Source organism: Paludibacter propionicigenes WB4 (assembly GCF_000183135.1).
GTDB classification, from domain to species: Bacteria; Bacteroidota; Bacteroidia; order Bacteroidales; family Paludibacteraceae; genus Paludibacter; species Paludibacter propionicigenes.
The window spans coordinates 2307664-2329385 of record NC_014734.1 but is presented as its reverse complement, the minus strand read 5'-3'; the positions used below and the strand labels follow the sequence as shown (position 1 = coordinate 2329385).

General features: G+C 37.3%; 22 protein-coding genes. 9 read left to right on the top strand and 13 right to left on the bottom strand.

The genetic code is table 11. The features are described 5' to 3' along the window. Positions 1–173 precede the first annotated feature (173 nt). The gene (locus tag PALPR_RS09620; RefSeq protein WP_013445427.1) at positions 174–1166 is read right to left on the bottom strand and encodes a class II fructose-bisphosphate aldolase; all 993 of its coding nucleotides are present in this window, start codon (positions 1164–1166) and stop codon (positions 174–176) included. A gap of 307 nt (positions 1167–1473) precedes the next feature. Here PALPR_RS09620 and mscL point away from each other — a divergent pair, with 307 nt between their 5' ends. The 4 genes from mscL (at position 1474) to PALPR_RS09600 (ending at position 4960) form a co-directional block, all read left to right on the top strand. Continuing rightward, positions 1474–1890, top strand: a complete 417-nt coding sequence (mscL, locus tag PALPR_RS09615; protein WP_013445426.1) for a large-conductance mechanosensitive channel protein MscL — start codon at positions 1474–1476, stop codon at positions 1888–1890. 183 nt (positions 1891–2073) lie between these two features. After that, on the top strand, positions 2074–2877 hold the full coding sequence (locus PALPR_RS09610) for a LiaF transmembrane domain-containing protein (protein WP_013445425.1): 804 nt from the start codon (positions 2074–2076) through the stop codon (positions 2875–2877). 68 nt (positions 2878–2945) lie between these two features. Next, the gene (locus PALPR_RS09605) at positions 2946–3773 is read left to right on the top strand and encodes a LytR/AlgR family response regulator transcription factor (RefSeq protein WP_013445424.1); all 828 of its coding nucleotides are present in this window, start codon (positions 2946–2948) and stop codon (positions 3771–3773) included. 248 nt (positions 3774–4021) lie between these two features. After that, a complete protein-coding gene (locus tag PALPR_RS09600) occupies positions 4022–4960 on the top strand; it encodes a tRNA dihydrouridine synthase (protein ID WP_013445423.1) in 939 nt (312 codons plus the stop codon). A gap of 21 nt (positions 4961–4981) precedes the next feature. Here PALPR_RS09600 and PALPR_RS09595 read toward each other — a convergent pair whose 3' ends face one another. Next, the gene (locus PALPR_RS09595; RefSeq protein WP_013445422.1) at positions 4982–5542 is read right to left on the bottom strand and encodes a DNA-3-methyladenine glycosylase I; all 561 of its coding nucleotides are present in this window, start codon (positions 5540–5542) and stop codon (positions 4982–4984) included. Between the two features lie 451 nt (positions 5543–5993). On the opposite strand from PALPR_RS09595, the gene PALPR_RS09590 reads away from it, so the two are divergent. After that, entirely contained in the window at positions 5994–6530 is a 537-nt protein-coding gene (locus PALPR_RS09590; RefSeq protein ID WP_041620865.1) for an HDIG domain-containing metalloprotein, read from the top strand. Positions 6531–6546: 16 nt separating this feature from the next. On the opposite strand, the gene PALPR_RS09585 is transcribed toward PALPR_RS09590, so the two are convergent. From PALPR_RS09585 to PALPR_RS09575, 3 genes are all read right to left on the bottom strand, one after another. Then, on the bottom strand, positions 6547–8034 hold the full coding sequence (locus tag PALPR_RS09585; RefSeq protein WP_013445420.1) for a DUF3078 domain-containing protein: 1488 nt from the start codon (positions 8032–8034) through the stop codon (positions 6547–6549). A gap of 66 nt (positions 8035–8100) precedes the next feature. Beyond that, positions 8101–9435, bottom strand: coding sequence for a DNA recombination protein RmuC (locus PALPR_RS09580; RefSeq protein ID WP_013445419.1), 1335 nt, complete (start codon positions 9433–9435; stop codon positions 8101–8103). 60 nt (positions 9436–9495) lie between these two features. Continuing rightward, positions 9496–9705: a hypothetical protein gene (locus PALPR_RS09575; RefSeq protein ID WP_013445418.1), complete on the bottom strand. Its 210-nt coding sequence runs from the start codon at positions 9703–9705 to the stop codon at positions 9496–9498. Between the two features lie 118 nt (positions 9706–9823). Here PALPR_RS09575 and PALPR_RS09570 point away from each other — a divergent pair, with 118 nt between their 5' ends. From PALPR_RS09570 to argH, 4 genes are all read left to right on the top strand, one after another. Next, a complete protein-coding gene (locus tag PALPR_RS09570; RefSeq protein WP_013445417.1) occupies positions 9824–10189 on the top strand; it encodes a YraN family protein in 366 nt (121 codons plus the stop codon). Positions 10190–10399: 210 nt separating this feature from the next. Next, a complete protein-coding gene (gene pyrE / locus PALPR_RS09565) occupies positions 10400–11035 on the top strand; it encodes an orotate phosphoribosyltransferase (RefSeq protein WP_013445416.1) in 636 nt (211 codons plus the stop codon). A 127-nt stretch (positions 11036–11162) separates the two neighbouring features. Further along, the gene (locus PALPR_RS09560) at positions 11163–11579 is read left to right on the top strand and encodes a polyketide cyclase (protein ID WP_013445415.1); all 417 of its coding nucleotides are present in this window, start codon (positions 11163–11165) and stop codon (positions 11577–11579) included. Between the two features lie 10 nt (positions 11580–11589). Next, positions 11590–12927, top strand: coding sequence for an argininosuccinate lyase (gene argH, locus PALPR_RS09555; RefSeq protein ID WP_013445414.1), 1338 nt, complete (start codon positions 11590–11592; stop codon positions 12925–12927). Positions 12928–13344: 417 nt separating this feature from the next. On the opposite strand, the gene PALPR_RS09550 is transcribed toward argH, so the two are convergent. From PALPR_RS09550 to efp, 8 genes are all read right to left on the bottom strand, one after another. Then, complete coding sequence (locus PALPR_RS09550) at positions 13345–14928, bottom strand: tetratricopeptide repeat protein (RefSeq protein WP_013445413.1); 1584 nt, start codon at positions 14926–14928, stop codon at positions 13345–13347. Positions 14929–15090: 162 nt separating this feature from the next. Next, complete coding sequence (locus PALPR_RS09545; RefSeq protein ID WP_013445412.1) at positions 15091–16659, bottom strand: tetratricopeptide repeat protein; 1569 nt, start codon at positions 16657–16659, stop codon at positions 15091–15093. Positions 16660–16822: 163 nt separating this feature from the next. Continuing rightward, positions 16823–17362: a DNA-binding domain-containing protein gene (locus PALPR_RS09540; RefSeq protein ID WP_013445411.1), complete on the bottom strand. Its 540-nt coding sequence runs from the start codon at positions 17360–17362 to the stop codon at positions 16823–16825. 88 nt (positions 17363–17450) lie between these two features. Continuing rightward, positions 17451–17825 (bottom strand): DUF3244 domain-containing protein, encoded by a 375-nt coding sequence (locus tag PALPR_RS09535; RefSeq protein WP_013445410.1) that lies wholly within the window; start codon positions 17823–17825, stop codon positions 17451–17453. Between the two features lie 267 nt (positions 17826–18092). Next, positions 18093–19586, bottom strand: coding sequence for a tetratricopeptide repeat protein (locus PALPR_RS09530; RefSeq protein WP_041620364.1), 1494 nt, complete (start codon positions 19584–19586; stop codon positions 18093–18095). A 279-nt stretch (positions 19587–19865) separates the two neighbouring features. Further along, positions 19866–20558: a ComF family protein gene (locus PALPR_RS09525; protein WP_013445408.1), complete on the bottom strand. Its 693-nt coding sequence runs from the start codon at positions 20556–20558 to the stop codon at positions 19866–19868. A gap of 57 nt (positions 20559–20615) precedes the next feature. Further along, positions 20616–20978: a diacylglycerol kinase family protein gene (locus PALPR_RS09520; protein WP_013445407.1), complete on the bottom strand. Its 363-nt coding sequence runs from the start codon at positions 20976–20978 to the stop codon at positions 20616–20618. 128 nt (positions 20979–21106) lie between these two features. Continuing rightward, entirely contained in the window at positions 21107–21673 is a 567-nt protein-coding gene (gene efp, locus PALPR_RS09515) for an elongation factor P (RefSeq protein WP_041620363.1), read from the bottom strand. Between the last annotated feature and the right edge of the window lie 49 nt (positions 21674–21722).

Below are 21722 nucleotides of genomic sequence, written 5' to 3'. Positions count from 1 at the left end.
TATATCTGGATTTTTCTGATGCAAATATACAGATTTTTTTAATCAAGGACAGATAGTGTTGGATTTGGAGTTTTCTTTTTGGGTGAGTAGGAAAAAAATAGCGGTCGTTTCTGTGAAGAAACGACCGCTTTATATTTCAGTGTCAATTATCAAATTGATAATTACGAATTGAATTACGCTTTACCTGCACTACCCAAAACATTCACTGTTTTGTGAGAATAAAGTTTTTTCAATTCATCACGAGCTGGTCCTAAGTATTTACGAGCATCGAATTCACCTGGTTTTGTTGCCAATACTTCGCGAACGGCAGCAGTCATAGCCAAACGACCGTCAGAGTCAATATTGATTTTACAAACGGCAGAAGCAGCAGCTCTACGTAATTGTTCTTCAGGAATACCGATTGAATCTTTCAAAGCACCACCAAATTTGTTGATAGTTGCAACATATTCTTGTGGAACTGAAGAAGCACCGTGAAGTACGATAGGGAAACCTGGGATTTGTTTTTCAATTTCTTCCAAGATGTCGAAACGCAATGGAGGAGGGATAAGAATACCGTTTTCGTCGCGGGTACATTGAGCTGGAGTAAATTTGTTAGCTCCGTGTGAAGTTCCGATAGAAATAGCCAATGAATCAACACCGGTACGGGTTACAAAGTCAACAACTTCTTCAGGACGGGTGTATGTGTGGTGTTCTGCCACTACATCATCTTCAACGCCGGCCAATACACCAAGTTCACCTTCAACGCTTACGCCGTGAGCGTGTGCATATTCAACAACTTTTTTAGTCAAAGCGATATTATCTTCGTAAGAATGGTGTGAACCATCAATCATAACTGAAGAAAAACCTGAATCGATACAATCTTTGCAAAGTTCAAAAGTATCACCATGGTCTAAGTGCAATACTACCGGGATGTTTAACCCTAATTCTTTTGCATATTCAACAGCTCCTTGTGCCATGTAGCGAAGCAATGTTTGATTTGCATACTTACGTGCACCACTTGATACCTGAAGAATAACAGGAGACTTAGTTTCAACACAAGCAGCAATAATAGCCTGCAATTGTTCCATATTGTTGAAATTGAAAGCAGGAATAGCATACTTTCCTTCAATTGCTTTCTTGAATAAGTCATTAGTATTGACCAATCCAAGATCTTTGTAATTTACCATATTCTTTGAATTTTATAGTTTGATAATTTGACCGCAAAAGTAGCATTTTTTTGTCAATTATAAAAGAATAAGTTGTTTCATATTTATAAAATGTATCTTTTGATAGTCTTTAGTTTACAGTTTTTTGATTTGAATGCAAATGCATGTGATAATTATAACTCAGGAAGGAAGATAAATGCATAGTTTTCTCATAAACTATTGCAGCTCCAATAGTAGATAATGTGCTGATTACTTGTTATTGCAATAATAGTTTTTATCTTTGCAACGTACTCATTTAATAAAACAATCACATTTTAAACTTAATTTTATGGCTTTACTGAAGGAATTTAAGGATTTTGCAATGCGTGGTAACGTCATTGATTTAGCAGTCGGTGTTATCATAGGAGGTGCATTCGGAAAAATTATTGCATCACTCGTTGCGGATGTTATTATGCCCCCGATCGGACTACTCGTTGGAGGGGTTAATTTCGTGGATTTAAAATGGGTGATGAAACCCGCCGAAGTGGTAAACGGGGTTAATAAGGCTGCCGTTACTCTGAATTACGGAAACTTCCTGCAAGTTACTTTTGATTTTCTGATTGTAGCCTTTTGTATCTTTTTATTCGTAAAAGGCATGAATACGCTCTCAAAAAAGAAAGAGGAAGCTCCTGCTCCTGCAGCTCCCGCCGAACCGAGTAAAGAAGAACAATTGCTTACAGAAATCAGAGATTTGTTGAAGAAATAAATCTGATACTCCTTATTTTAAAATTACCCTAATGTGCTTTTTCAGAGTCATTAGGGTATTTTTATAGATGAAATTTCATACCTTCGTCGGTGAATATTGGCTCATTCGTCGATTTTTGTTTGTTTGATGCTTATATATGCCCGTATCTTTGCACCGTAAATTTTTAAAGTAAAATATTATATTATGGATAATGAAGTAAAAAATTCGTTTCGTTCAGGTTATACCAGAGGTCTTGGTTTTGGCCTGGCTCTTATGATTATTGGTATTGTGTACCTTGGGTCGAACTTTGGATTAATTCCTTTCCCGCTGAAAAACATTATTATTTCCTGGCAAATGTTGCTGATATTTATTGGAGTTGTGCATTTTTTCAAACGCAAATTTATTTCCGGGGTAATTTTTCTGTTTGTGGGAGGCTTTTTTATTTTACCCAAAGTTTTTCCGGCATTGGATGTCAACTTTCAGCAGAACTTCTGGCCGTTGATACTGATTGCTGCAGGAACTGTGATAATACTGCAACGCGTTTTTGGTCCACGTTTTCTGTCTGAAAGATGGAGCGATGAGTGGTCGCATAGCCACCATCATCGTCATCATCGCCATTGGCGGGATGAGCGCAACGATTATAGAGAAGGTCGTCATAAATGGGAAGCTTCTAAGGAAAGTTTTTCCAAGAACAGTATTTTTGGCAGTGGCGACCATATTGTACTTGATCCTGAATTTAAAGGAGGTGATCTGAATGCTGTCTTTGGTGGAATCACACTCGACCTGAGAAGAACCAACCTGCCGGTGGGCGAAACAGTAGTGGAAGTAAATGCCGTCTTCGGAGGTGTTACCATCTATGTTCCTGTTGATTGGCATGTGGAGACTCATTTGGATACTGTCTTTGGCGGATTTCAGGATAACAGGATGCCTAAAGAACCGCTTGATACTACCAGAAAATTAATTATAGTAGGTTCATGCGTGTTTGGTGGTGGAGAGTTAAGAAACTAATCATTAAATATCAACGATAAACGGTTTCAGAGTGTATCGAAACAGTTTATTGGTAACTTCACTAAATAATGCTTTATCCATTTTTAGAAAATACCTCAGAAAAAATCCGATATACGCTTATTTGGGTGCTGTATGCGATACTACAAACGTTCGTTTTGTATCCTATCGTGGCACTTCCATTGTGGATGCTTATGCTTGATGGAGTAGTGCACGCGCTCATTTTGGGCCTGCTTGGAATACTTCTCTGGAGCACTGTGCGGTATGGAAATTATGCTGTATTAAGTATATATCAGAGACTTATTAATCATGTTACGTTGGCAGTACTTATTATTGCCATCTGGCTTGGTTCGGGTTATGGCTTGTTTTATGGTTTTTGGGGCGAGAAGGTAGCGTCTGCATTTATCCCTGTGCTTCCTTTGCGGGCTTTAATAGGGTTGCTCATTTATTTGCTCATCATAAAGCATTTCAGAGAAATGTCTCAGCAGCTCGATACAGAAAATGAAATTTCTGTCGAAACGCCTGCGGTGATTGAAGAGGCAAAACCACAAAAATCGGCCGAGCCAGAGCTACTGGAACGTATAGCTGTAAAATCGGGGACAAAAATTCATGTGGTGCTTATTCCGGATATCATTTACATGCAAGCCGACGGCGATTATGTTCAGATTTTTACCAGCCAGGGGAAATACCTGAAAGAGCAAACCATGAAATACTTTGAAGAACATTTGCCCGAAAACCAGTTTGTAAGGGTGCATCGTTCGGTCATTGTAAATGTAGAAATGATTTCGCGCATAGAGCTGTATGAAAAACAAAATCAGTTGCTCACACTTAAAACCGGACAGCAAATCAAAACCAGCCTGGCCGGCTACAAAGCCTTGCGCGGAGTTTTGAACCTGTAGGCTTGGTCAAAGAAGGCTGACTAGGTCTTGTTGATATAAATTGGGAATCATTTGCCAACTCCATTATACAGAACGTGGTCGTGTTTTGCCACTGATTAGCAAAGTTTTGCTCTTTAAGGGCAAAAGATTGCTCCAACCGAGCAAACTTTTATGCTCTATTCAATAAACTGTGTCAGAAAAAGGGAAATCGGCCTATTTACCCGACAAAAGCAGTACTTTTGTTGCCGTTATTTATCAAACACACAGGTATGAAAATATATTTAGCTCCGTTGCAGGGTCTTACCGATTGGATTTTCAGAGAATCGTACACGGAACATATCGGGCATTTCGACAAAACCTTTACGCCTTTTGTACGGGTTCAGGGTGGTGATTTTTATCGTCCGAGTCAGTGTAACGATTTGCTTCCGGAACGCAATATTTTTCAGAAACCCGTGCCGCAGTTTCTGGGCAGGGATGCCGCATCGTTCAAAGTATTTGAAGAATTGTGCATAGCACAGGGATACACGGAAGTGAATATTAATATGGGCTGTCCGTTCCCAATAGTTACCGGTAAGCAAATGGGAGCCGGTCTGCTGCAACATTCTGCCGATGTCGACCGATTGCTCGAAGGCGTTTTTTCGAATAGCGATTTGAAGGTTTCTGTAAAGTGCAGACTTGGGCAGCAAAGCGCTGACGAGTTCGCGCCGTTGATCCCGGTCTTTAATGCCTATCCGCTGGAAGAGATTATCATTCATCCGCGCGTAGGCAAGCAGCAATATAAAGGAGAGGTAGATATCGATGCTTTTGTGCATTACCAATCGCAGTTGCAGCATCCTGTTTGTTTCAACGGCGATATTGTTACCCCTGCCGATGTGGAAAGAATTCGGCAGTTAGCACCACAAGTCAGCAGGTTCATGCTTGGAAGAGGTGTTTTGAGAAACCCTTTCCTGCTGTCCGAATTAAGAGGGGAGGAGCTGACTCTCGGTCAGAAGGCTGAAATGCTTCGTGGTTTTCACCAGTCTGTCATTGAGCTTTGCAAACAAAAATACTCCGGCGATTTGCATTTCCTGAAACGGCTGGAAGAAATGTGGGAGTATCAGGCCGACGCGTTTGAAGGAGGCCGAAAGATTTATAAGCAAGTAAAAAAGAGCAAGAATTTGGCTCAGTACGAAGCGGTAGTTTTTCAGGCTATCAACGAAATGTGCTGATCTGCTCTCAATACTCGACGCTTATCTGTGCGAGCATCCTTCCCAATGGTCGTTGACTATACCCGCGGCCTGCATAAACGCATAACAGATGGTGGAGCCCACAAACTTGAATCCTCTTTTGAGCAGGTCTTTACTCATGGCATCCGACTCAGCAGATTTGGCCGGAATGTCGGCATTGTTTTTCGGACGGTTGTCCAGCGTTTTTCCGTTGGTAAATTGCCAAATGTACTTATCGAATGTTCCAAACTCGGCCTGAACCTGCATAAATGCTGAGGCATTGCCAACCGTAGCACGAATTTTAGCCTGATTGCGCACGATGGAGGCATCCTGCATTAGGGTCTGAATCTTTGCTTCGTCGTATGCAGCTATTTTTTTCAGGTCGTAGTTATCAAAAGCGCGTCGAAAGTTTTCTCTTTTATACAGTATCGTTCGCCAGCTTAGTCCGGCCTGAAATGCATCCAATACCATAAATTCAAATATCTTACGATCATCGTGTAGCGGTTTGCCCCATTCATTGTCGTGGTAAGCGCGCATCAGCTCATCGTTGCCGGGCCAATTGCAGTCTGTAGGTGTATGATTCATAATAAACAATTTATAATTATCAGTTTCGTAGTCTTCAAGAGAAAGAATTATTGTAATTTTGCGATACAAAAATAATAAGTAAACGACAGTTATTTATTGATGATATGTTTTTTGTCACATAGTTCACACTAGTTTTAAGTAGTTACGAGTCTTATTTTCTGAATGTTATTTCAGAATAACATTTAAGTAATTATTTATTATTACTTAAATAGGAAATATAAGACTAAGAACACATAGAATTATTCTGACATTCGGGATAATTTCAGACTGAGCAAGAGTATCGTCAGATGCTCTTACTATGTGACCTGAGTCTTTTTCTCTTTCATAATTTCTATTTGTTCTATTGCGATAAAATATATCATTAAATATTAGTAACTACTTACTGCTGCAAAGTTAGAATTCTTTTTCTGTTTTTTATAAAATTTCCGGTATTATGACTTCCCCAATGACTATCGATCCATATCAGATAATTGAGAAATACTACCTAAAGGATAGTGATATTTATTACGTGTTGGTAAAACATAGCGAGCAAGTGCGCGACAATGCGCTTGAAGTTGCAGTTAAGCATCCTGAACTGAATCTCGACACGCAGTTTATTACCGAAGCCGCTCTGCTGCACGATATAGGCATATACCTGTGCGATGCTCCGCGCATTCATTGTCACGGATCACATCAATACATACAACATGGTTATCTGGGTGGAGATTTGCTACGCAGTGAGGGTTTTCCGCTGCATGCCTTGGTTTGTGAGCGGCATACGGGAGTGGGACTCACGCTGGATATGATTATGAAAGGCAATCTGCCTCTGCCGCATCGCGAGATGGTGCCGGTCTCACTCGAAGAGCAGGTGATTTGCTACGCCGATAAATTTTTCTCGAAAACTCAGCTCAATGAAGCCCATACCGTCGACAGAATCAGAAAATACCTGAAGCGCTACGGCGAATCGGAGGTTCAGAAGTTTGATGTATGGCATGAGCGTTTTGAATAACCAAAGAGCCGGGTTATCAATTAAACTTGTGCGAGAACCCTACGCTGATTAATTGCTTGAACTGAACTTTTGCATTCGACCCAATGACTGTGTTATCGTAACGTGGGTTGAATGATATACGCGTCGACATAAATCGGTTTATAGTCAGATTGCACACCATCTCCCAGTCAATTTCCACCTTCTCATAGTTGGTATAGAAAGATAATTTGGAGTCGAATTGAACCTCAGGACTGAAAGGGTACGATAAAATGGTTTTGAACGAACTACCAATCTCGCTCAGGTGGTCTTCTCCTGCTTTTATCCCGAACAGGTTGGGGTTAACGTTTACATTGTCACTCATATAAATGTACTTGAATGCAACGGGCGAAAGCATCAATGAAAATATCTTTTTGTATTTGTAATCCAAACCGACTCCTATATTCAAGCGTACCGGCGTGAGGAAAGAAGTCTTCATAATCCTGGAGTTGATACCGTTATAGCTATTAAATAGCTGGGTAGAAAAATCGACCGACCCACTATAAAAGAAATTTCCACCGGCTTTTATTCCCAGTTTGCTGTTTATCTTCACTACATCGTCGTTGGTGCTGAGCATTCGTAAAGTATCGCCTGCCACCGAGTTGAAGCCTATGCGCCACTCAGCATTGTTTTCCCACTGAATGTTCTTCTTGTTATCGTAGTTCAACTGACCGGACAAGATGCCCAGAATGGCAATGTTGCTATTACCGCCCTGATACCAATTGCCGGAGATAACGCTTTCAGAAAATTGAGCAAGCGCACTGGCACTATGACTCCACGGACCCGACACTTCTCTTTTTACAACCAGATGGCGGTCATAGTGGTATTTATCATTTACCAGCTTCAGCTCTGCCAATTTCTTATCTTCAATGAAGTGGTTTTTGAATCCATCAGGATTTGGTAAAGCGTCAAATCTGGTGGCATATAAATGGAATGCTGTGCGGGTTATTTCGTCGCGGGTTAATCGTCTCAGTTCTTCAACGTTTTCATCTGGCGTTGTAGTTTTTTTGTGGGGTATTAATCCGTTAGCCAGCGTTTTAGGACTTCCTCCGTAATACAAAGCCCTCAAATCTGTTTTAGGACTCAGATCTAAATCATACGACAATCCCATGTAAACAAGGTCTATCAATAAAGGATTGGCGAGCAATACAAGCGAATCTACTTTTTGAGCTTCAATTTCAGCCTTTTTTTCAGCATGGAGAGTGCTGTCTGTGTATTCAGATTTAATAACAGCCAGTGGAGTTTCCAATGCTGGGATAGTTATTCGATTGTTGGCTGATTTATGTCGGAAAGCTCTTCTGGCAGGGAGCAGTTTTGTCACTTTTTCCGTTGCGGTGGTGTCAGTCAGTACAGCGTGTAACAGACTGTCGGTATTAATGATTTCCGGGTCAGAATTTGTTATGTCAACTTTATAATTTGATGAACGCGCTACTGTTACATTCAATATAAACAATAAGAAAAAAACCAAAGAAAATACCTGATACTTCATACCTTATAACTTAATACAATTTACTGCTGGCCATTGATTTTCACTGGAATCAACAGCCAGTCTCAATCAATTATCAAAACCGGAAGGCAAAGATTTGTTTCCGGTTTTAGCGCCTAATTCTTTTATCTTTTCGGCTGTACGAATAATATTACCCGAGCCATCTTTCATTTTTTTTATTGCGTCGTCGTACGAATTGGATGTGCGGTCGATATTGGCTTTAATTTTTACCATATCTTCCGTGAAACCTATAAATTTATCGTACAACGCCCCACTCAATCGGGCAATCTCCTGTGCATTTTTCGTCTGGTTTTCCTGCTTCCATATCGATGAAATGGTACGCAGCGTTGCCAACAGCGTGGTAGGGCTTACGATAACTATTTTTCTTTCCCAAGCATAAGCAAAGATTTCTCCATCGCCCTGAACCGCCACCGAAAACGATGCCTCTATTGGCAAAAACATAAGAACAAAATCCGGCGTATTCAGATTTTGAGCATTCTGATAGTTTTTCTCGCTCAATAACTTCACGTGACTGCGAAGCGAGTTGACATGTTCTTTTAAAAACACAGTGCGTTGCTCATCGGTATCAGCTGATACAAATCGCTCATATGCAACCAGCGAAACCTTTGAGTCGATAATAATATGTTTATTGTCCGGCAAATGGATGATGACATCAGGTCTTTGCACGCTCATGTCGGCTCCACCCACTACCTCTTCACGTTCGTATTCCTGTCCTTTGGTTAAGCCCGAACGTTCCAGTACACGTTCCAGAATGACTTCTCCCCAGTTCCCCTGCTTTTTTACATCGCCTTTAAGTGCTTTGGTCAGGTTATTGGCTTCTTCGCTCACACGCGTGTTGAGTTCGGTAAGCTTACGTACTTCTTCACGCAGACTTATCTTGTCACGCAATTCCTTGTCGTACGCATCATCTACTTTCTTTTCAAAAAGCTGGATACGTTCTTTTAGTGGATTCAGAATTTCGCTCAGGTTTTTATGGTTCGACAATGAAAATTCATCCGAGCGTTCTTTCAAAATCTTGGTTGCTATGTTTTCAAACTCAGCTGTCAGTCGCTTTTGCAAACTTTCAATCTCGGCTTTCTGATTTTCCAGCTTTTCGCTCAGGTTATCATTGATCGTTTTCAAAGTAGCAACTTCTATGCCACGATTGTTGGCAATTTCCAGCTGAGAAGCCAATTCCTGTTGTATTCTTTGTAGCTCGTCGGACTTCATACGTAAAGTTTCAAGTGCCACAGACTTTTGCGTTTCAGCTTCATTCAGGCTGGCTAACAGGCTTTTTTCGTTGCTGTCGGATGTGGTGCGAAGGATATTTTGTTTTCTCAGTCCGAGTAGCCAGGCCAATAAGAAACCTACTGCCAATGCTAATATAGCGAAAATATATTCCATAATTTTAATTGTTTTAGGATACTTTGAGAAAAGCGAGAAGTAACAGTTAAGGAAATTTCTTTAGTCGAATAGAGTAGGATGATCTTCTTCCATTTTACGGATTATAGTCATCATAAGCGCTTCGCGAATAAATTTAGATTTATTCTGAACCTTATATTTCGCAATATAACGATTTAAAGCTTTGTTTTCCTCATCGTTGAGAGTAAATATTTGTCGATGCGTGCGCAGCGAGTTGCGTTGCGATGCAGGAATAGTAGTTTTCTTTGCCATAGAGTGTGGATATACCGCACAAAAATAATATTATCCTTGCACAATCATTGAGTTTATAACAAAAAACTGTATTTTTGAAAATATTTAGTTGATAATCTTGTATTTATTCCTTTATGCTATGGCAGAACATAATGAATTGGGAGATATTGGTGAAGAGCGTGCGCAGGCTTATTTAAGGTCGAAAGGATACCACATTCTTCACACGAACTGGCAATGTGGAAAGCTGGAATTGGATATTGTGGCTCGGATAGATGATTGGTTGGTGATCGTTGAGGTAAAAACGCGCTCTACTGAAACTTTCGAACATCCGCAGGAAGCCATAACGCCGCGTAAAATTCGCAATATCGTAAGTGCTGCTCAAGAGTACATTTTAAAGTTCGATTGGCACGGAGAAACGCGCTTTGATGTTATTTCGGTTATTCCACGTGGACAAAATTTTGAAATTGAACATATAGAAGATGCATTCCTCTCACCTGTAAACTAGGTGTGCATAAAAATACATTTTTCCGTTTTTGGAGTCTCATTTACTGTTTCATATTTGTTATATTTATGCAATACGTTGAGCCAAAAAATGTTTTAAAATATCTCTTTTTATGTTTTATGTCTCAACTTGTTTGCTTACTTTTGCAAGACAGAAATACTCAAGTGTTTACACCTAGATATTGTCACTTATTTGTAACAAAACCAACTAAAAATGAAACAATTAGAAAAAAGTGTAGCTGAAAAACTACTGAAGATTAAAGCTGTAAAATTACAACCAAACAACCCATTTGTGTGGGCATCTGGATGGAACTCGCCAATATATTGCGACAATCGCAAAACTTTATCTTATCCGCAAACCCGTAGTTTTATAAAACTAGAATTAGCCCGACTGATTCTTGAAATGTACCCTGAAGTAGAGGTTATTGCCGGAGTAGCCACTGGGGCAATAGCACAGGGAGCTTTGGTGGCCGATGTGCTTGGATTGCCATTTGTATATGTTCGTCCTACTCCTAAAGATCATGGGTTGGAAAACATGATTGAAGGAGATTTGCGTCCAAAACAGAAAGTGGTCGTTATCGAAGATTTAATATCTACCGGTGGAAGCAGTCTGAAAGCTGTAGAAGCTATTCGCAAGGATGGCTCAGAAGTGCTCGGAATGTTGGCGATCTTTACTTATGGATTCCCTGTTGCAGAAGAAAAATTTAAAGCAGCTAAAGTAAAACTGACTACTTTATGCAATTATGATGCGGTATTGGCTGAAGCCTTAGCCACAAACTATATTGCAGCTGACGATATGGAAGCATTGCAGGAATGGCGCAAAAATCCGTCAACCTGGAAAGCAGAATAGAAAACAGCATATAGAAATAAAGATTAATAACTGAACATTACGGATGAAATATCGTTAATATACCGTAACTATTGAATAATTGACAAGTTATTGATTTAGAATTTCTACATTTTGTAAATAATTAAATATGACAACATACGAAAGCGATATTAAAACCATTTCTTCGAATGAAGAAGTGGTTTTTGGTATATTAAGTGACTTAAATAATCTCAAAAAGATACAGGAGCAAAACCCTCCGACAGATAAAGTCAAAGATTTAGAGTTTGATACCGACAGTTGTAAATTTGTTGTTGAAGGTTTTGGTAAAATTGGTTTTAAAATCATAGAACGTGAGCCGAATAAAACGATTAAGTTTGAGTCTGAAAATGCCCCTGTTAATGTGAACGTATGGATTCAACTCAAACAGATTGAAGAAAACAAAACGGCCATGAAACTCACAGTAAAGGCAGATTTGCCGGCTATGATAAAAATGATGGTTGATAAAAAGCTCAAGGAGGGTGTGAATATGGTGGCCGATTTGCTTGCAAAAGGTTTGAATAAATGATATAGAATTTATGGCAACAAAACTTTGGGAAAAAAGTACACAAGTAAATGCCCGTATTGAAGCATTTACCGTAGGACGCGACCGTGAGATGGACGTGTTTTTGGCAAAGTATGATGTGCTTGGGTCTATGGCTCATATTCGTATGCTCGAATCAGTCGGTTTGTTGCAGGCTGATGAATTGAAATCATTGCTGGATGAATTGAAAAACATATACAAGCTGGCAGAGACCGGAGCTTTTGTTATTGAGGCCGGAGTAGAAGATGTACATTCTCAGGTAGAACTCATATTGACCCGTAAGTTGGGCGATGTGGGGAAAAAAATTCATAGTGGACGCTCCCGCAACGATCAGGTTCTGTTGGATCTAAAACTTTTTGCCCGCGCCGAAATTCAAAAAACAGTCTCTTCAGTCTCCGATTTATTCGAGGTGCTGATTTCTCAAAGCAACAGGTACAAAGATGTGTTGCTTCCGGGTTATACGCATTTGCAGGTGGCCATGCCGTCGTCGTTCGGACTTTGGTTTGGTGCTTATGCCGAAAGCTTGGCAGATGATTTACAACTCTTATTGTCTGCATGGAAGATTACTAATCGTAATCCGTTAGGCTCGGCCGCCGGTTATGGTTCTTCTTTTCCTCTTAATCGTCAGTTGACTACCGATTTATTGGGTTTCGATAGTATGAATTTCAATGTTGTTTATGCTCAGATGGGTCGTGGTAAAATGGAACGCACTGTTGCAAACGCTCTGGCAAGTGTGGCCGCTACTATTGCTAAGTTGGCTTTTGATGCCTGTATGTTTACTTCGCAGAATTTTGGGTTTATAAGCTTACCCGATGAATTTACTACGGGTTCCAGCATTATGCCTCATAAAAAGAATCCTGACGTATTTGAACTGACACGAGCTAAATGTAACAAGTTGCAATCGCTTCCTCAGCAAATAATGATGATCACGAACAACCTTCCATCGGGCTATTTTCGCGACTTGCAGATCATTAAAGAGATTTTTGTACCTGCTTTTGCCGAGCTGACAGATTGCATTGAAATGACTACTATGATGATGTCAGAAGTGAAGGTTAATACCGAAATTTTGGATGATACTCGTTATGATTACCTCTTCAGTGTGGAAGAAGTTAACCGACTAACGCTTTCCGGCATGCCATTTCGCGACGCTTATAAGCAAGTTGGACTTAAAATAGAAGAAGGAAATTTCCATCCAAATAAGTCAATCAATCATACCCATCAGGGAAGTATAGGCAATCTTTTTAATGATGAAATAAGTAATTATAAAAACTCAATTCTATCAGAGTTTTGCTTTGAGAAAGTAAAAGATGCAGAACGAAATTTATTGCTCTAAAGTATAATATTGGAATTTTTATCTCTCTGATAAAATAGAAATGCCTTCGTTAATCTAATAACGAAGGCATTTTTTATGAAGCGATATGGTCAAAGCAAAATTACGATTTGTTATCCTCAGAATGAAGGTTTAGGTTGAAGGACAAATTATAATAAGGATTGTTCACTATACCTCATTGACAATACCGCTCTGTCTCTTGTTTTTTTATAGATAAATAGAGCACATTTAAAGTCACTAAAGTAGATAAATAGAACAACTGAGCCAAAATTTGAATAAAATATTTTTGGACATCTTAATTTCTAAGTTCCAGAAAATAAGCTGATTAAAAATTGCGTACTGGCAAATATTGGACATCCATCCGAAGCAGTTATATTTTAAGCTAAATGGCTCTCAAATTAGGCGGTGGTATAAGGAGAGTTATGCAGAAATAATTTCAATAAGAAATGAATCAAGTTGCTTTGTTGTCTTTAGATTCAGTTTTTTTGCAAGACGTTGTTTTAACTTGTATAAGCTGTCAGGGCTTGCATCAAGAATCAACATTTTATCCGTGTTAGGAACTTCCAATAAGTGCAAACAACACCATATCATTTCGCGTTGAGTAATGCCGGAGAAATTCAATTCCAGTTTATCTATTATCTGATTGAAAGTATGATTCATTTCTACCTTAAAATCATCCCATTTTTCCAGTTGTAGAGTCTTGTTGTAAAGTTCTTTGTCTAGCTTTACTCTTTCTTCAGAACTTGCATTTCTTCGATGGTCAGTTTGTGTTTCTTTAGCTGTTTGAATTCTCCTACTTAAGTTTCTGCTAACAAATTCCTGCTTAGTGCTCAATTGGTCACGAAATAATTTTAGTTGAGTTTTTTTAGCTTTATTTCGTTTGAACAACAGGTAAACGATAATACCAGAGAGCGACAATACTATAAATAGAATTGAAAGAATGATAATAGTATTTCTTTTTGTCCCTTTCTCTATCTCATTCGTATCATGAAGATTCTCGATAACAGTGCTTTTTGTTTGCGACTCTAATGCTTTTACGAAATTTGAATACGACTGAAAAAGTGTCATGTATTTACCCATTTGGATAAGATTCTTCTTATGAAACTCAATATCAACCAGAATTCGGTAGCACTCACGTTTAGTCAATAGATCTGTTGGTTCTTTTAAGGCAAGCGCTGAATAATGAAATGCCGAGTCGAATTGGCTACATTTAAGGTACATATCGGCTAGACTCATGAATTGCAATCCTTTATCTTCTGCTTTTCCGGGATAATGTAAACATCTTGTAAGATATTTTTGTGCCGAATCAATTTTGCCAGAATGTAAGTAGTTTATACCTATTTCCTGAAGAGCTTTTCCTGTCTGAAATGAGTCCTTCGATTGACCTAAGACTTTTGAATAGTAAAACAGAGCTGTATTGTATTTTTTTTCGGAAAAATATGTACGTCCTATATCTAATAGCCTATAATTTGACTCAAGTACGGTATTGGCTTTATTATAGTATTCTGCAGATTGGATGTATTTTTCTCGAGCATTTAAATATTCATGTTGAATGTAACAGATATTTCCCAAATTATGGTATAATTCAGCCCAGAGCTTATCGTGTTTTGTTGCTGACTTATTGTCTAATGCTTTTAAGAACATATTCGTAGCTTCATCGTACTTTTTCAGATGCATGAATAGTTTACCTCTGTAAAAATAGCATTCAATTAAGCGCTCTTTTTCATTGTTTTTCTTGTAATAATTAATTGACGTGTTGATGGTCGAGTCGGATGCCGGATATTTGTCAGTCTTTGATAATGCTTTATTAATCAATAGACAGTATAAAGCAATATGAGAATCTAATTCAAGGTTTTGTGGTCTTATCGTTTGGAGGATAGTTAACGCAGAGTCTGGTCTGGATTCAATAAGGTGTTCGGCTATTTTAAGTTCATCGGGAGTTGAACTGCAGCTTGCTAATAGTAAACAAAGTAAAGAAATAATATTGTAATATCTGAGATTCATTGTAGTACAGTACTTAAAAACAATAAGTTTGGTGTTTCCAGTCAATCTATAAGGTTAAAATATTATTTTAAATGACAAAAGTACTCAATAATCTTCTTTTACAATAATTATTTTTGAAATAGCGAATTTTTTAGGATGAGAAACGAAGCGGTTTTTGAGTTGTTACAAGGATATCATGTTTTTTAGGAACTCATCTAATTCCTTCGTGGACTTAAGTTTTATCTTTTTTGCTAACCTTTGTTTGAGTTTATACAAACCACCAGATGTTGTATCCAGTATATCGATTCTATCTGCATTTGGAATCTCTAGCAATTGAAGGCAACACCATATTAGCTCTCGCTGTGTTATTTCTGGATATTCCTCTTCCAATTTATCAATTATTTGATTGAAAGTATGATTCATTTCAATCTTAAACTCTTGCCAGTTATCTAAGTGCAATGTATTTTTGTATATCAGTTTGACAAGTTCAGGTTTGGATTTCTTTTGTTTGACAATGTGAGCTGCCCTGTTTTCTTCGATTTTCTTAAATAAACTTTTGCTTACATGTTGTTGCTTCTGATTAAGCTCATCCTTTACGATATTCAGTTGCCGTTTTTTCTGTTTGTTGCGCTTATAAAGTGCATGTACCAACAACCCTGATAAAAGCACTGATATCAGTAATACCACGACAAATAGAGTCATTTCCCTTTTTGCCTTTTTTGCCTTTAAATCAGCATAGTGTAGACTCTCAAGAACTTTGAATTTGGGTTGTGCTTCTATTTTCCGTACTGAATCCGATGAACTTTTATATTGCTCCATATATTTGTTCATCTGAGTAATATCTTTTCGAAGATACTCCACATTTGTCAGGATTCTATAACATTCACGCTGAGTATAAAAATTATGAGGATAGCTTAGCGCCACTTTTGCATAATACGAAGCGGAATCATATTTAGCCAAATCAAATAACAAATCACTTAGTGCGTAATATTTTGTAGCATAAGCATTTTTTCTAGATGGATATTTGATGCTTTTTCGGATATAGTATTGAGCAGAATCCAGATTTTCAGAAAAATAAAAGTTCAGACCCATCTCTTGCATTTTTATTCCATATAAAATAGAATCATTTGGTAGTATTTTTGCTTTTTGGTAGTATTTCATAGCTGTTTTATAATTCTTCATTCTTCGATAAGCATTTCCTAGAAAAACTATTTTATAGTTAATGTTTTCTCCAGTATGTTTTGCACATTCCAGTGCTAACTTATAATTAAGTACTCCTCTGTAGTAATCAGCTTGTCCTAAACAAATGTCTCCAATATTTGAATATATCATCGATAGAAACTTATAATTATTATTTTCAAGAAAATAATCTAACGCTGACAAATACAATACTATAGCTTTATCATCCTTCTGCATGTATCTGTATATTCTAGCTTTATAGAAATAGGAAACAGCTAGATGTTGTTGGTCATTTTTTTTCTTATAATAAGCCATAGAAAAGTCGAGTGCTGAATCAGGAGTGAGTAGTATGTGGTTGTTGTCGATAGCTTCAATTTTAAGTAGTCCGTATAGTGCCCTATTATAATCAGATTTTATGCTTTGTGGTTCTATATTTTGAAGGATCTTTAATGCCGAATCAGGATTTGATTCAATAAGTCGTTCGGCGATTTTTAATTCGGGAGAAGGAGTAGAAGAACAGCTTATTAAAAAGAAGCAAATGAAAGGGAGGAGCAGGTTTATTTTGTGTTTCATTTTCTAGATTTAGCTATAATAATTCATTTATTCCCGGTTTCCCTGAAAAAAGAAAGCAATTGACTGCAAATGTATAAAAATAATACATTGCAATCAATTGCTTTTGACAAAGTTAAGGCGATTAATACAGGAATTTATGCTTTGTAAACATTATTCTAATAGATCAGGACTTCCATAACCATGTTCTGAAAGCTATACCACAAGCAGGATCTTCATTGATATTCAGTTTTATGTTTCCAAAGTCAACTTTCTTTTCTTCGTTGATAATAGTAGCCTCCGGAGGTTGATTCACCTGATTTGCTAAATCATAGCTCTCAACAACTTGCGATTTCTCATCAATCAGTTCCAAAACTGTCTCTGATAAAGCATTCGTAAGTTCTTCACCAATTTTTAAACCAATCTCAATACGATTAGCTCTTGGATTCCATCTTTTCTCATTGAGAGATCCTTTTACAGTGGGACTGATATTTACGAGTCCGGTATTTACATTCTTACCCGTAAAAACCTCTTGAGTTACTTTTCTGTTAAACTGAGAAATAATTCTTAGTGCAGTTTCTCGGTCGACATCAAGTCCCTCTTTTTGCATTTCATCAACGATGTCGGTTATAGTAATGTTTCTATTATCTAAAACCTCTGTATTATAAACATTGGAGTATTTATAATTCTCATTTTTAGTCAATAATATCTTTAATATATTTTTCATAAGTCTGTTTTTTGAAACATTACTGTTTTCGTTATTCTAAGAGTTAAACGAGACGGTTGTCAATACCGCCTCGTTATCAAGAAATCAATTATAATTGAAAACTACCAATCAAGGTTGTAGTTCCATAAGAAACTTTTAATGTGTAATTTCCACTATCAAAACCTCCTGTTTCAATATACGATTCAAGAGATGAGTTTGTATTAACTACATCTTGATAAATCACATTGCCGCTTTCGTCCTCAATAGTAATTTGGGCAATACCTACTGGTTTACTGAAGAAGACGCCTAGAGTGGTATCGTCTAAGGAAACTGATACAGGAAGAATGGAAGTTGATTTACTCATGGTTGCAGGACCAGTTTCCCCTTTCTTTAGGGGTACTTCAACAGCTAATGCACTTTGAAAGGAAAGAACACAAAATAACAGCGTAATAAAGCTGACAATGGGAAAGTTAATTTTTTTCATGAGAGAATAATTTTATAGTGAACAATAGGGTTATTGAAAAACAAATTAGGGTGTCTTTTCAAGGTGCTAAGATATACATAGAGGCACAAGTTGCCAAATTTTATGACAAAATAAATTAGGACAGGCACATTTTAAAATGCCTGATAATCAATAAAATAAAACTGATGTAGAGGGAATTTTTAGGACAAGGCTTTTTTTAGAGAAAAAAGAACTCTAAAGATGGTAAGGTGAAAAATGAAATAGCTGGAAATATGAGGTGAGTTGATTTTATTTTCTGTCAGATTTCTCTTTCAATAATTGATCAAGCTCTTTGGTGCTTTTTAGAGATAGTTTTTGCGTTAAGCGAGATTTCATTTTATACAAACTGGCAGGTTGGGTGTCAAGAATCAGAGCCATGTCTTGTGTTCGTATGTCTAACAAAAACAGACAGCACCATGTTAATTCTTTTCTTGTAATTTCAGGAAACTCTTTCTCTAATATACTTACAATATTGTTGAATGTTTTATTCATTAATCGTTTAAAGGCATCCCAATCATTTACATGCAGGCAAACATTGTAAATTTCTTTGTCCATCTGCTCACGTTGAGCTATGCTGGCCTTTTTGTAGACATTAGCTTGTAGACTCCGGGTTTCCTCAATTTTTTGAATTAAACTGTCTACCAATAAATTTTGTTTCTCAATAATTTGTATCTCGGCTTCTTCCAGTTCTTTTTCTTTTCCTTTGTTGCGTTTTCGAAGCCTGTACAATACGTATAAACTGATAGCAATAATAAAAGGCAAAAGCCAACCGAGTGCAATAAGATATTTCTTCGTTTTATTAGCATTTTCTGAAGTTTGATGCAAATCTTCAAGTACAGTAATTTTTGTCTGAGATTCTACTTTACGCACAGAGTCGGAGCATGCCTGAAAACGGGTCATAAAAACAGCCATCTGTTTAAAATTTCCTTTGAGATATTCGGTATTGGCTAATAACCTATAACATTCACGTTGCGTAGCAAAGTTTGCTGGATATTTTAGTGCAGTTGAGGCGTAGTAATTTGCTGAGTCATATCGCTCTATATCAAAAAATAAATCTGCCAGAGTGAAAAATCTTACAGAGTAGTTGTTATCTTTGTAAGGGAATTTTATACTTTTTCTAAGATAGTACTGAGCTGAATCATATTGCTTTGCCCAGTAGTAATTAATACCAATTTCTTGTAAAGCAACACCATGAAATAGAGAGTCTTTTGTTTGAGAGAGTGCTTGTAAGTAGTATTTATGAGCAGATTTGTAATTCTTCTCAAATCTATAAGTTCTTCCTATCTCAAGAATTCGATAGCTAGCATCAACAGTTTTTCCAGCTCGTTGAAAACTTTCAACAGAGAGTTCATACTTTCTTAAGGCTTCTTTATAATCCATCTGCATTGAACAAATGTCTCCCATGTCAGCATAGATTTTGCCAAGCAGAGTATAATCTTTTCTATTCAGACTAAGATCTAACGCTTTTAAGTATAATTCAGTAGCATCATCATACCGTTGAGCATTTTTGTATATACGTCCTTTATAGAAATAGCAGTAGGCTAAATATTTTTTATCACTTGAATTTTGGTAGTAATTTAACGAATATGTAATTAATGAGTCTGGCTGTAAAGGTTTATTACTTCTGTCCAGTGCTTGAAAATATAATAAGCCATACAATGCCCTGTCGGAGGAGGATATCATAACATTGCTGGTACGGATACGTTCCAATATCCGTAATGCAGAATCAGGATTTGTTTCCATGATTTTTTCGGCGGTTTTTATCTCATTCGGCATGAGAGAACAACCAACCAAAACAAGAAATATAAAGGGGATAAATAATCGGAGTTTACAATGCATAATTCGGCATGCACTAATATGTTTTGAAATGGATGTATTTTAATGCAAATCTACAGATTTATATTCATTTTTCGAGGTCTTAAGCATTACAGATTTCCCAATTTCTAGTTAAAAGATAGAACTTGTTGAAAATGAAGTGAGATGTTTTTTAATTTCATACCTTCTTTTTCCGAAAACGTTTGCTTAAGCAACTGCAAGTGTGAAAATGCTTATTTTTATTCCATTTATTTGCGATAATTCCCGGATACAGGCTTCAAGAGTAGAGCCTGTTGTAAGTACATCATCTACTAACAAAATGTGTTTGTCTGCTAAAGCCGCTTTATCAGACAATTCGAATATTCCTTCTGTGTTTTCATAACGTTCAAATACAGATTTTCTAGTTTGTGTTGTGTTTTCTTTTATTCGCTTTAGAGTTGTTGTATCCTGAGGTGCGTTCAAAATCTCAGATAGCCCTTTCCCAATACATTCGCTTTGATTGTACCCGCGTTTTTTCAATTTCTTGGGATGAAGTGGTACCGGAACTATGACATCTACTGACGAAAAATCAGCAGACTCAATCAAATCTATTGCTGCATATTTACCCAAAACCACACCAATCTCTTTCTCTCCTTTGTATTTCAGGCTGTGCAATAATTTTTGAAATGCAGATCCTTTTTGAAAAAAGAAAAATGCGGTTCCTCTATATATTGTTACTTTGCCCCAAAAACGCTTTTCAATTAAATTATCAGGTTGTAAATGATAATTTGTTTTCGGTATTTCATTTAAACAAGTTAAACATAAACATTGTTCATTTCTTTGTAAGTTTGTTCCGCAAACTACACAAAGGTTGGGATACAATAAATCAAAAAAATCATTAAGTAAATTTGTTATTCTCATTGCTAAACCGATTTATTTGAAGTTATAGGAGGAATTGGAGATCTTTAATGTGAATATTTATCCAGCAAGCATCTCCCAGATTTTAGGAAGAAAAATTAAGCAACCAACAATAACCGAAATAATAGCACATATAAGAACTGCACCGGCAGCTATATCTTTTGCTTTACCCGCCAACGGATGAAACTCGGGGGATGCTAAGTTTACAATGTTCTCGATTGCTGTATTCATCATTTCGCCGCCAATAACCAGTGCCATGCAAAGCAAACAAAGACACCACTCTGTGATGTTGATTTTAAATACAAATCCGCAAGCAATAACTACAGCGGTTATTACGAGATGTATTTTCATATTGGTTTCAGTACTGAAAACGGTTTTTATTCCGCGTCCAGCATAGACAAAGCTGAGTATTCGTTTTCTCATACATTTAAATTTATAATATTGAACGCAAATAAAGTAAAAAAAATTGCATCGGGCAATAATTATTTAATAAAAAAGTCTGACAAACTTAAATGTTTATCAGACTTATATTTGTTTGGATCAGAATTTTCTTATGCTTTAATTCTTCCGAGATATGATCCGTCGCGAGTGTCAATTTCAATAATTTCGCCTTCAGTTATAAAAAGCGGCACGCGAACAGTAGCTCCAGATTCAACAGTTGCAGGCTTCAGCGTGTTTGTAGCTGTATCACCTTTAAGTCCGGGCTCTGTATAAGTTACTTTCATCTGAACTTTTACAGGCATATCGGCATAAAGTACAGTTTCCGAAGAAGCATCAGAAACAACTTCTATAACCATTCCTTCCAGAAGAAAATCAACGCCATTGATGAGCGATTTGCTAATAGGATGTTGGTCGTAAGTTTCCTGATTCATAAAGATGAATTCATCACCTTCTTTGTATACAAATTGATACGGACGGCGTTCAACGCGTACGTCTTCCAGTTTTTCGCCGATATTAAAACGGCGTTCGATAACGCGACCATCAACTACGTCTTTGAGAGTGGTACGCATAAAAGTATTGCCTTTACCTGGCTTTACATGGAGAAATTCTATAACAAAATACAACTTTCCATCCATACGGATACAAGTTCCATTTTTGATATCCTGAGCGTTCATCATAAAGTATAATTTATAATATAAAATTAATAGGCTGCAAAAGTACTGTTTT

What these genes read in the sequence shown, in the direction of transcription:
- PALPR_RS09620 (WP_013445427.1), bottom strand. Translation starts at nt 1,166, where the DNA reads ATGGTAAATTACAAAGATCTTGGATTGGTCAATACTAATGACTTATTC.
- mscL (WP_013445426.1), top strand. Translation starts at nt 1,474, where the DNA reads ATGGCTTTACTGAAGGAATTTAAGGATTTTGCAATGCGTGGTAACGTC.
- PALPR_RS09610 (WP_013445425.1), top strand. Translation starts at nt 2,074, where the DNA reads ATGGATAATGAAGTAAAAAATTCGTTTCGTTCAGGTTATACCAGAGGT.
- PALPR_RS09605 (WP_013445424.1), top strand. Translation starts at nt 2,946, where the DNA reads ATGCTTTATCCATTTTTAGAAAATACCTCAGAAAAAATCCGATATACG.
- PALPR_RS09600 (WP_013445423.1), top strand. Translation starts at nt 4,022, where the DNA reads ATGAAAATATATTTAGCTCCGTTGCAGGGTCTTACCGATTGGATTTTC.
- PALPR_RS09595 (WP_013445422.1), bottom strand. Translation starts at nt 5,542, where the DNA reads ATGAATCATACACCTACAGACTGCAATTGGCCCGGCAACGATGAGCTG.
- PALPR_RS09585 (WP_013445420.1), bottom strand. Translation starts at nt 8,034, where the DNA reads ATGAAGTATCAGGTATTTTCTTTGGTTTTTTTCTTATTGTTTATATTG.
- PALPR_RS09580 (WP_013445419.1), bottom strand. Translation starts at nt 9,435, where the DNA reads ATGGAATATATTTTCGCTATATTAGCATTGGCAGTAGGTTTCTTATTG.
- PALPR_RS09575 (WP_013445418.1), bottom strand. Translation starts at nt 9,705, where the DNA reads ATGGCAAAGAAAACTACTATTCCTGCATCGCAACGCAACTCGCTGCGC.
- PALPR_RS09570 (WP_013445417.1), top strand. Translation starts at nt 9,824, where the DNA reads ATGGCAGAACATAATGAATTGGGAGATATTGGTGAAGAGCGTGCGCAG.
- pyrE (WP_013445416.1), top strand. Translation starts at nt 10,400, where the DNA reads ATGAAACAATTAGAAAAAAGTGTAGCTGAAAAACTACTGAAGATTAAA.
- PALPR_RS09560 (WP_013445415.1), top strand. Translation starts at nt 11,163, where the DNA reads ATGACAACATACGAAAGCGATATTAAAACCATTTCTTCGAATGAAGAA.
- argH (WP_013445414.1), top strand. Translation starts at nt 11,590, where the DNA reads ATGGCAACAAAACTTTGGGAAAAAAGTACACAAGTAAATGCCCGTATT.
- PALPR_RS09550 (WP_013445413.1), bottom strand. Translation starts at nt 14,928, where the DNA reads ATGAATCTCAGATATTACAATATTATTTCTTTACTTTGTTTACTATTA.
- PALPR_RS09545 (WP_013445412.1), bottom strand. Translation starts at nt 16,659, where the DNA reads ATGAAACACAAAATAAACCTGCTCCTCCCTTTCATTTGCTTCTTTTTA.
- PALPR_RS09540 (WP_013445411.1), bottom strand. Translation starts at nt 17,362, where the DNA reads ATGAAAAATATATTAAAGATATTATTGACTAAAAATGAGAATTATAAA.
- PALPR_RS09535 (WP_013445410.1), bottom strand. Translation starts at nt 17,825, where the DNA reads ATGAAAAAAATTAACTTTCCCATTGTCAGCTTTATTACGCTGTTATTT.
- PALPR_RS09530 (WP_041620364.1), bottom strand. Translation starts at nt 19,586, where the DNA reads ATGGAAACAAATCCTGATTCTGCATTACGGATATTGGAACGTATCCGT.
- PALPR_RS09525 (WP_013445408.1), bottom strand. Translation starts at nt 20,558, where the DNA reads ATGAGAATAACAAATTTACTTAATGATTTTTTTGATTTATTGTATCCC.
- PALPR_RS09520 (WP_013445407.1), bottom strand. Translation starts at nt 20,978, where the DNA reads ATGAGAAAACGAATACTCAGCTTTGTCTATGCTGGACGCGGAATAAAA.
- efp (WP_041620363.1), bottom strand. Translation starts at nt 21,673, where the DNA reads ATGATGAACGCTCAGGATATCAAAAATGGAACTTGTATCCGTATGGAT.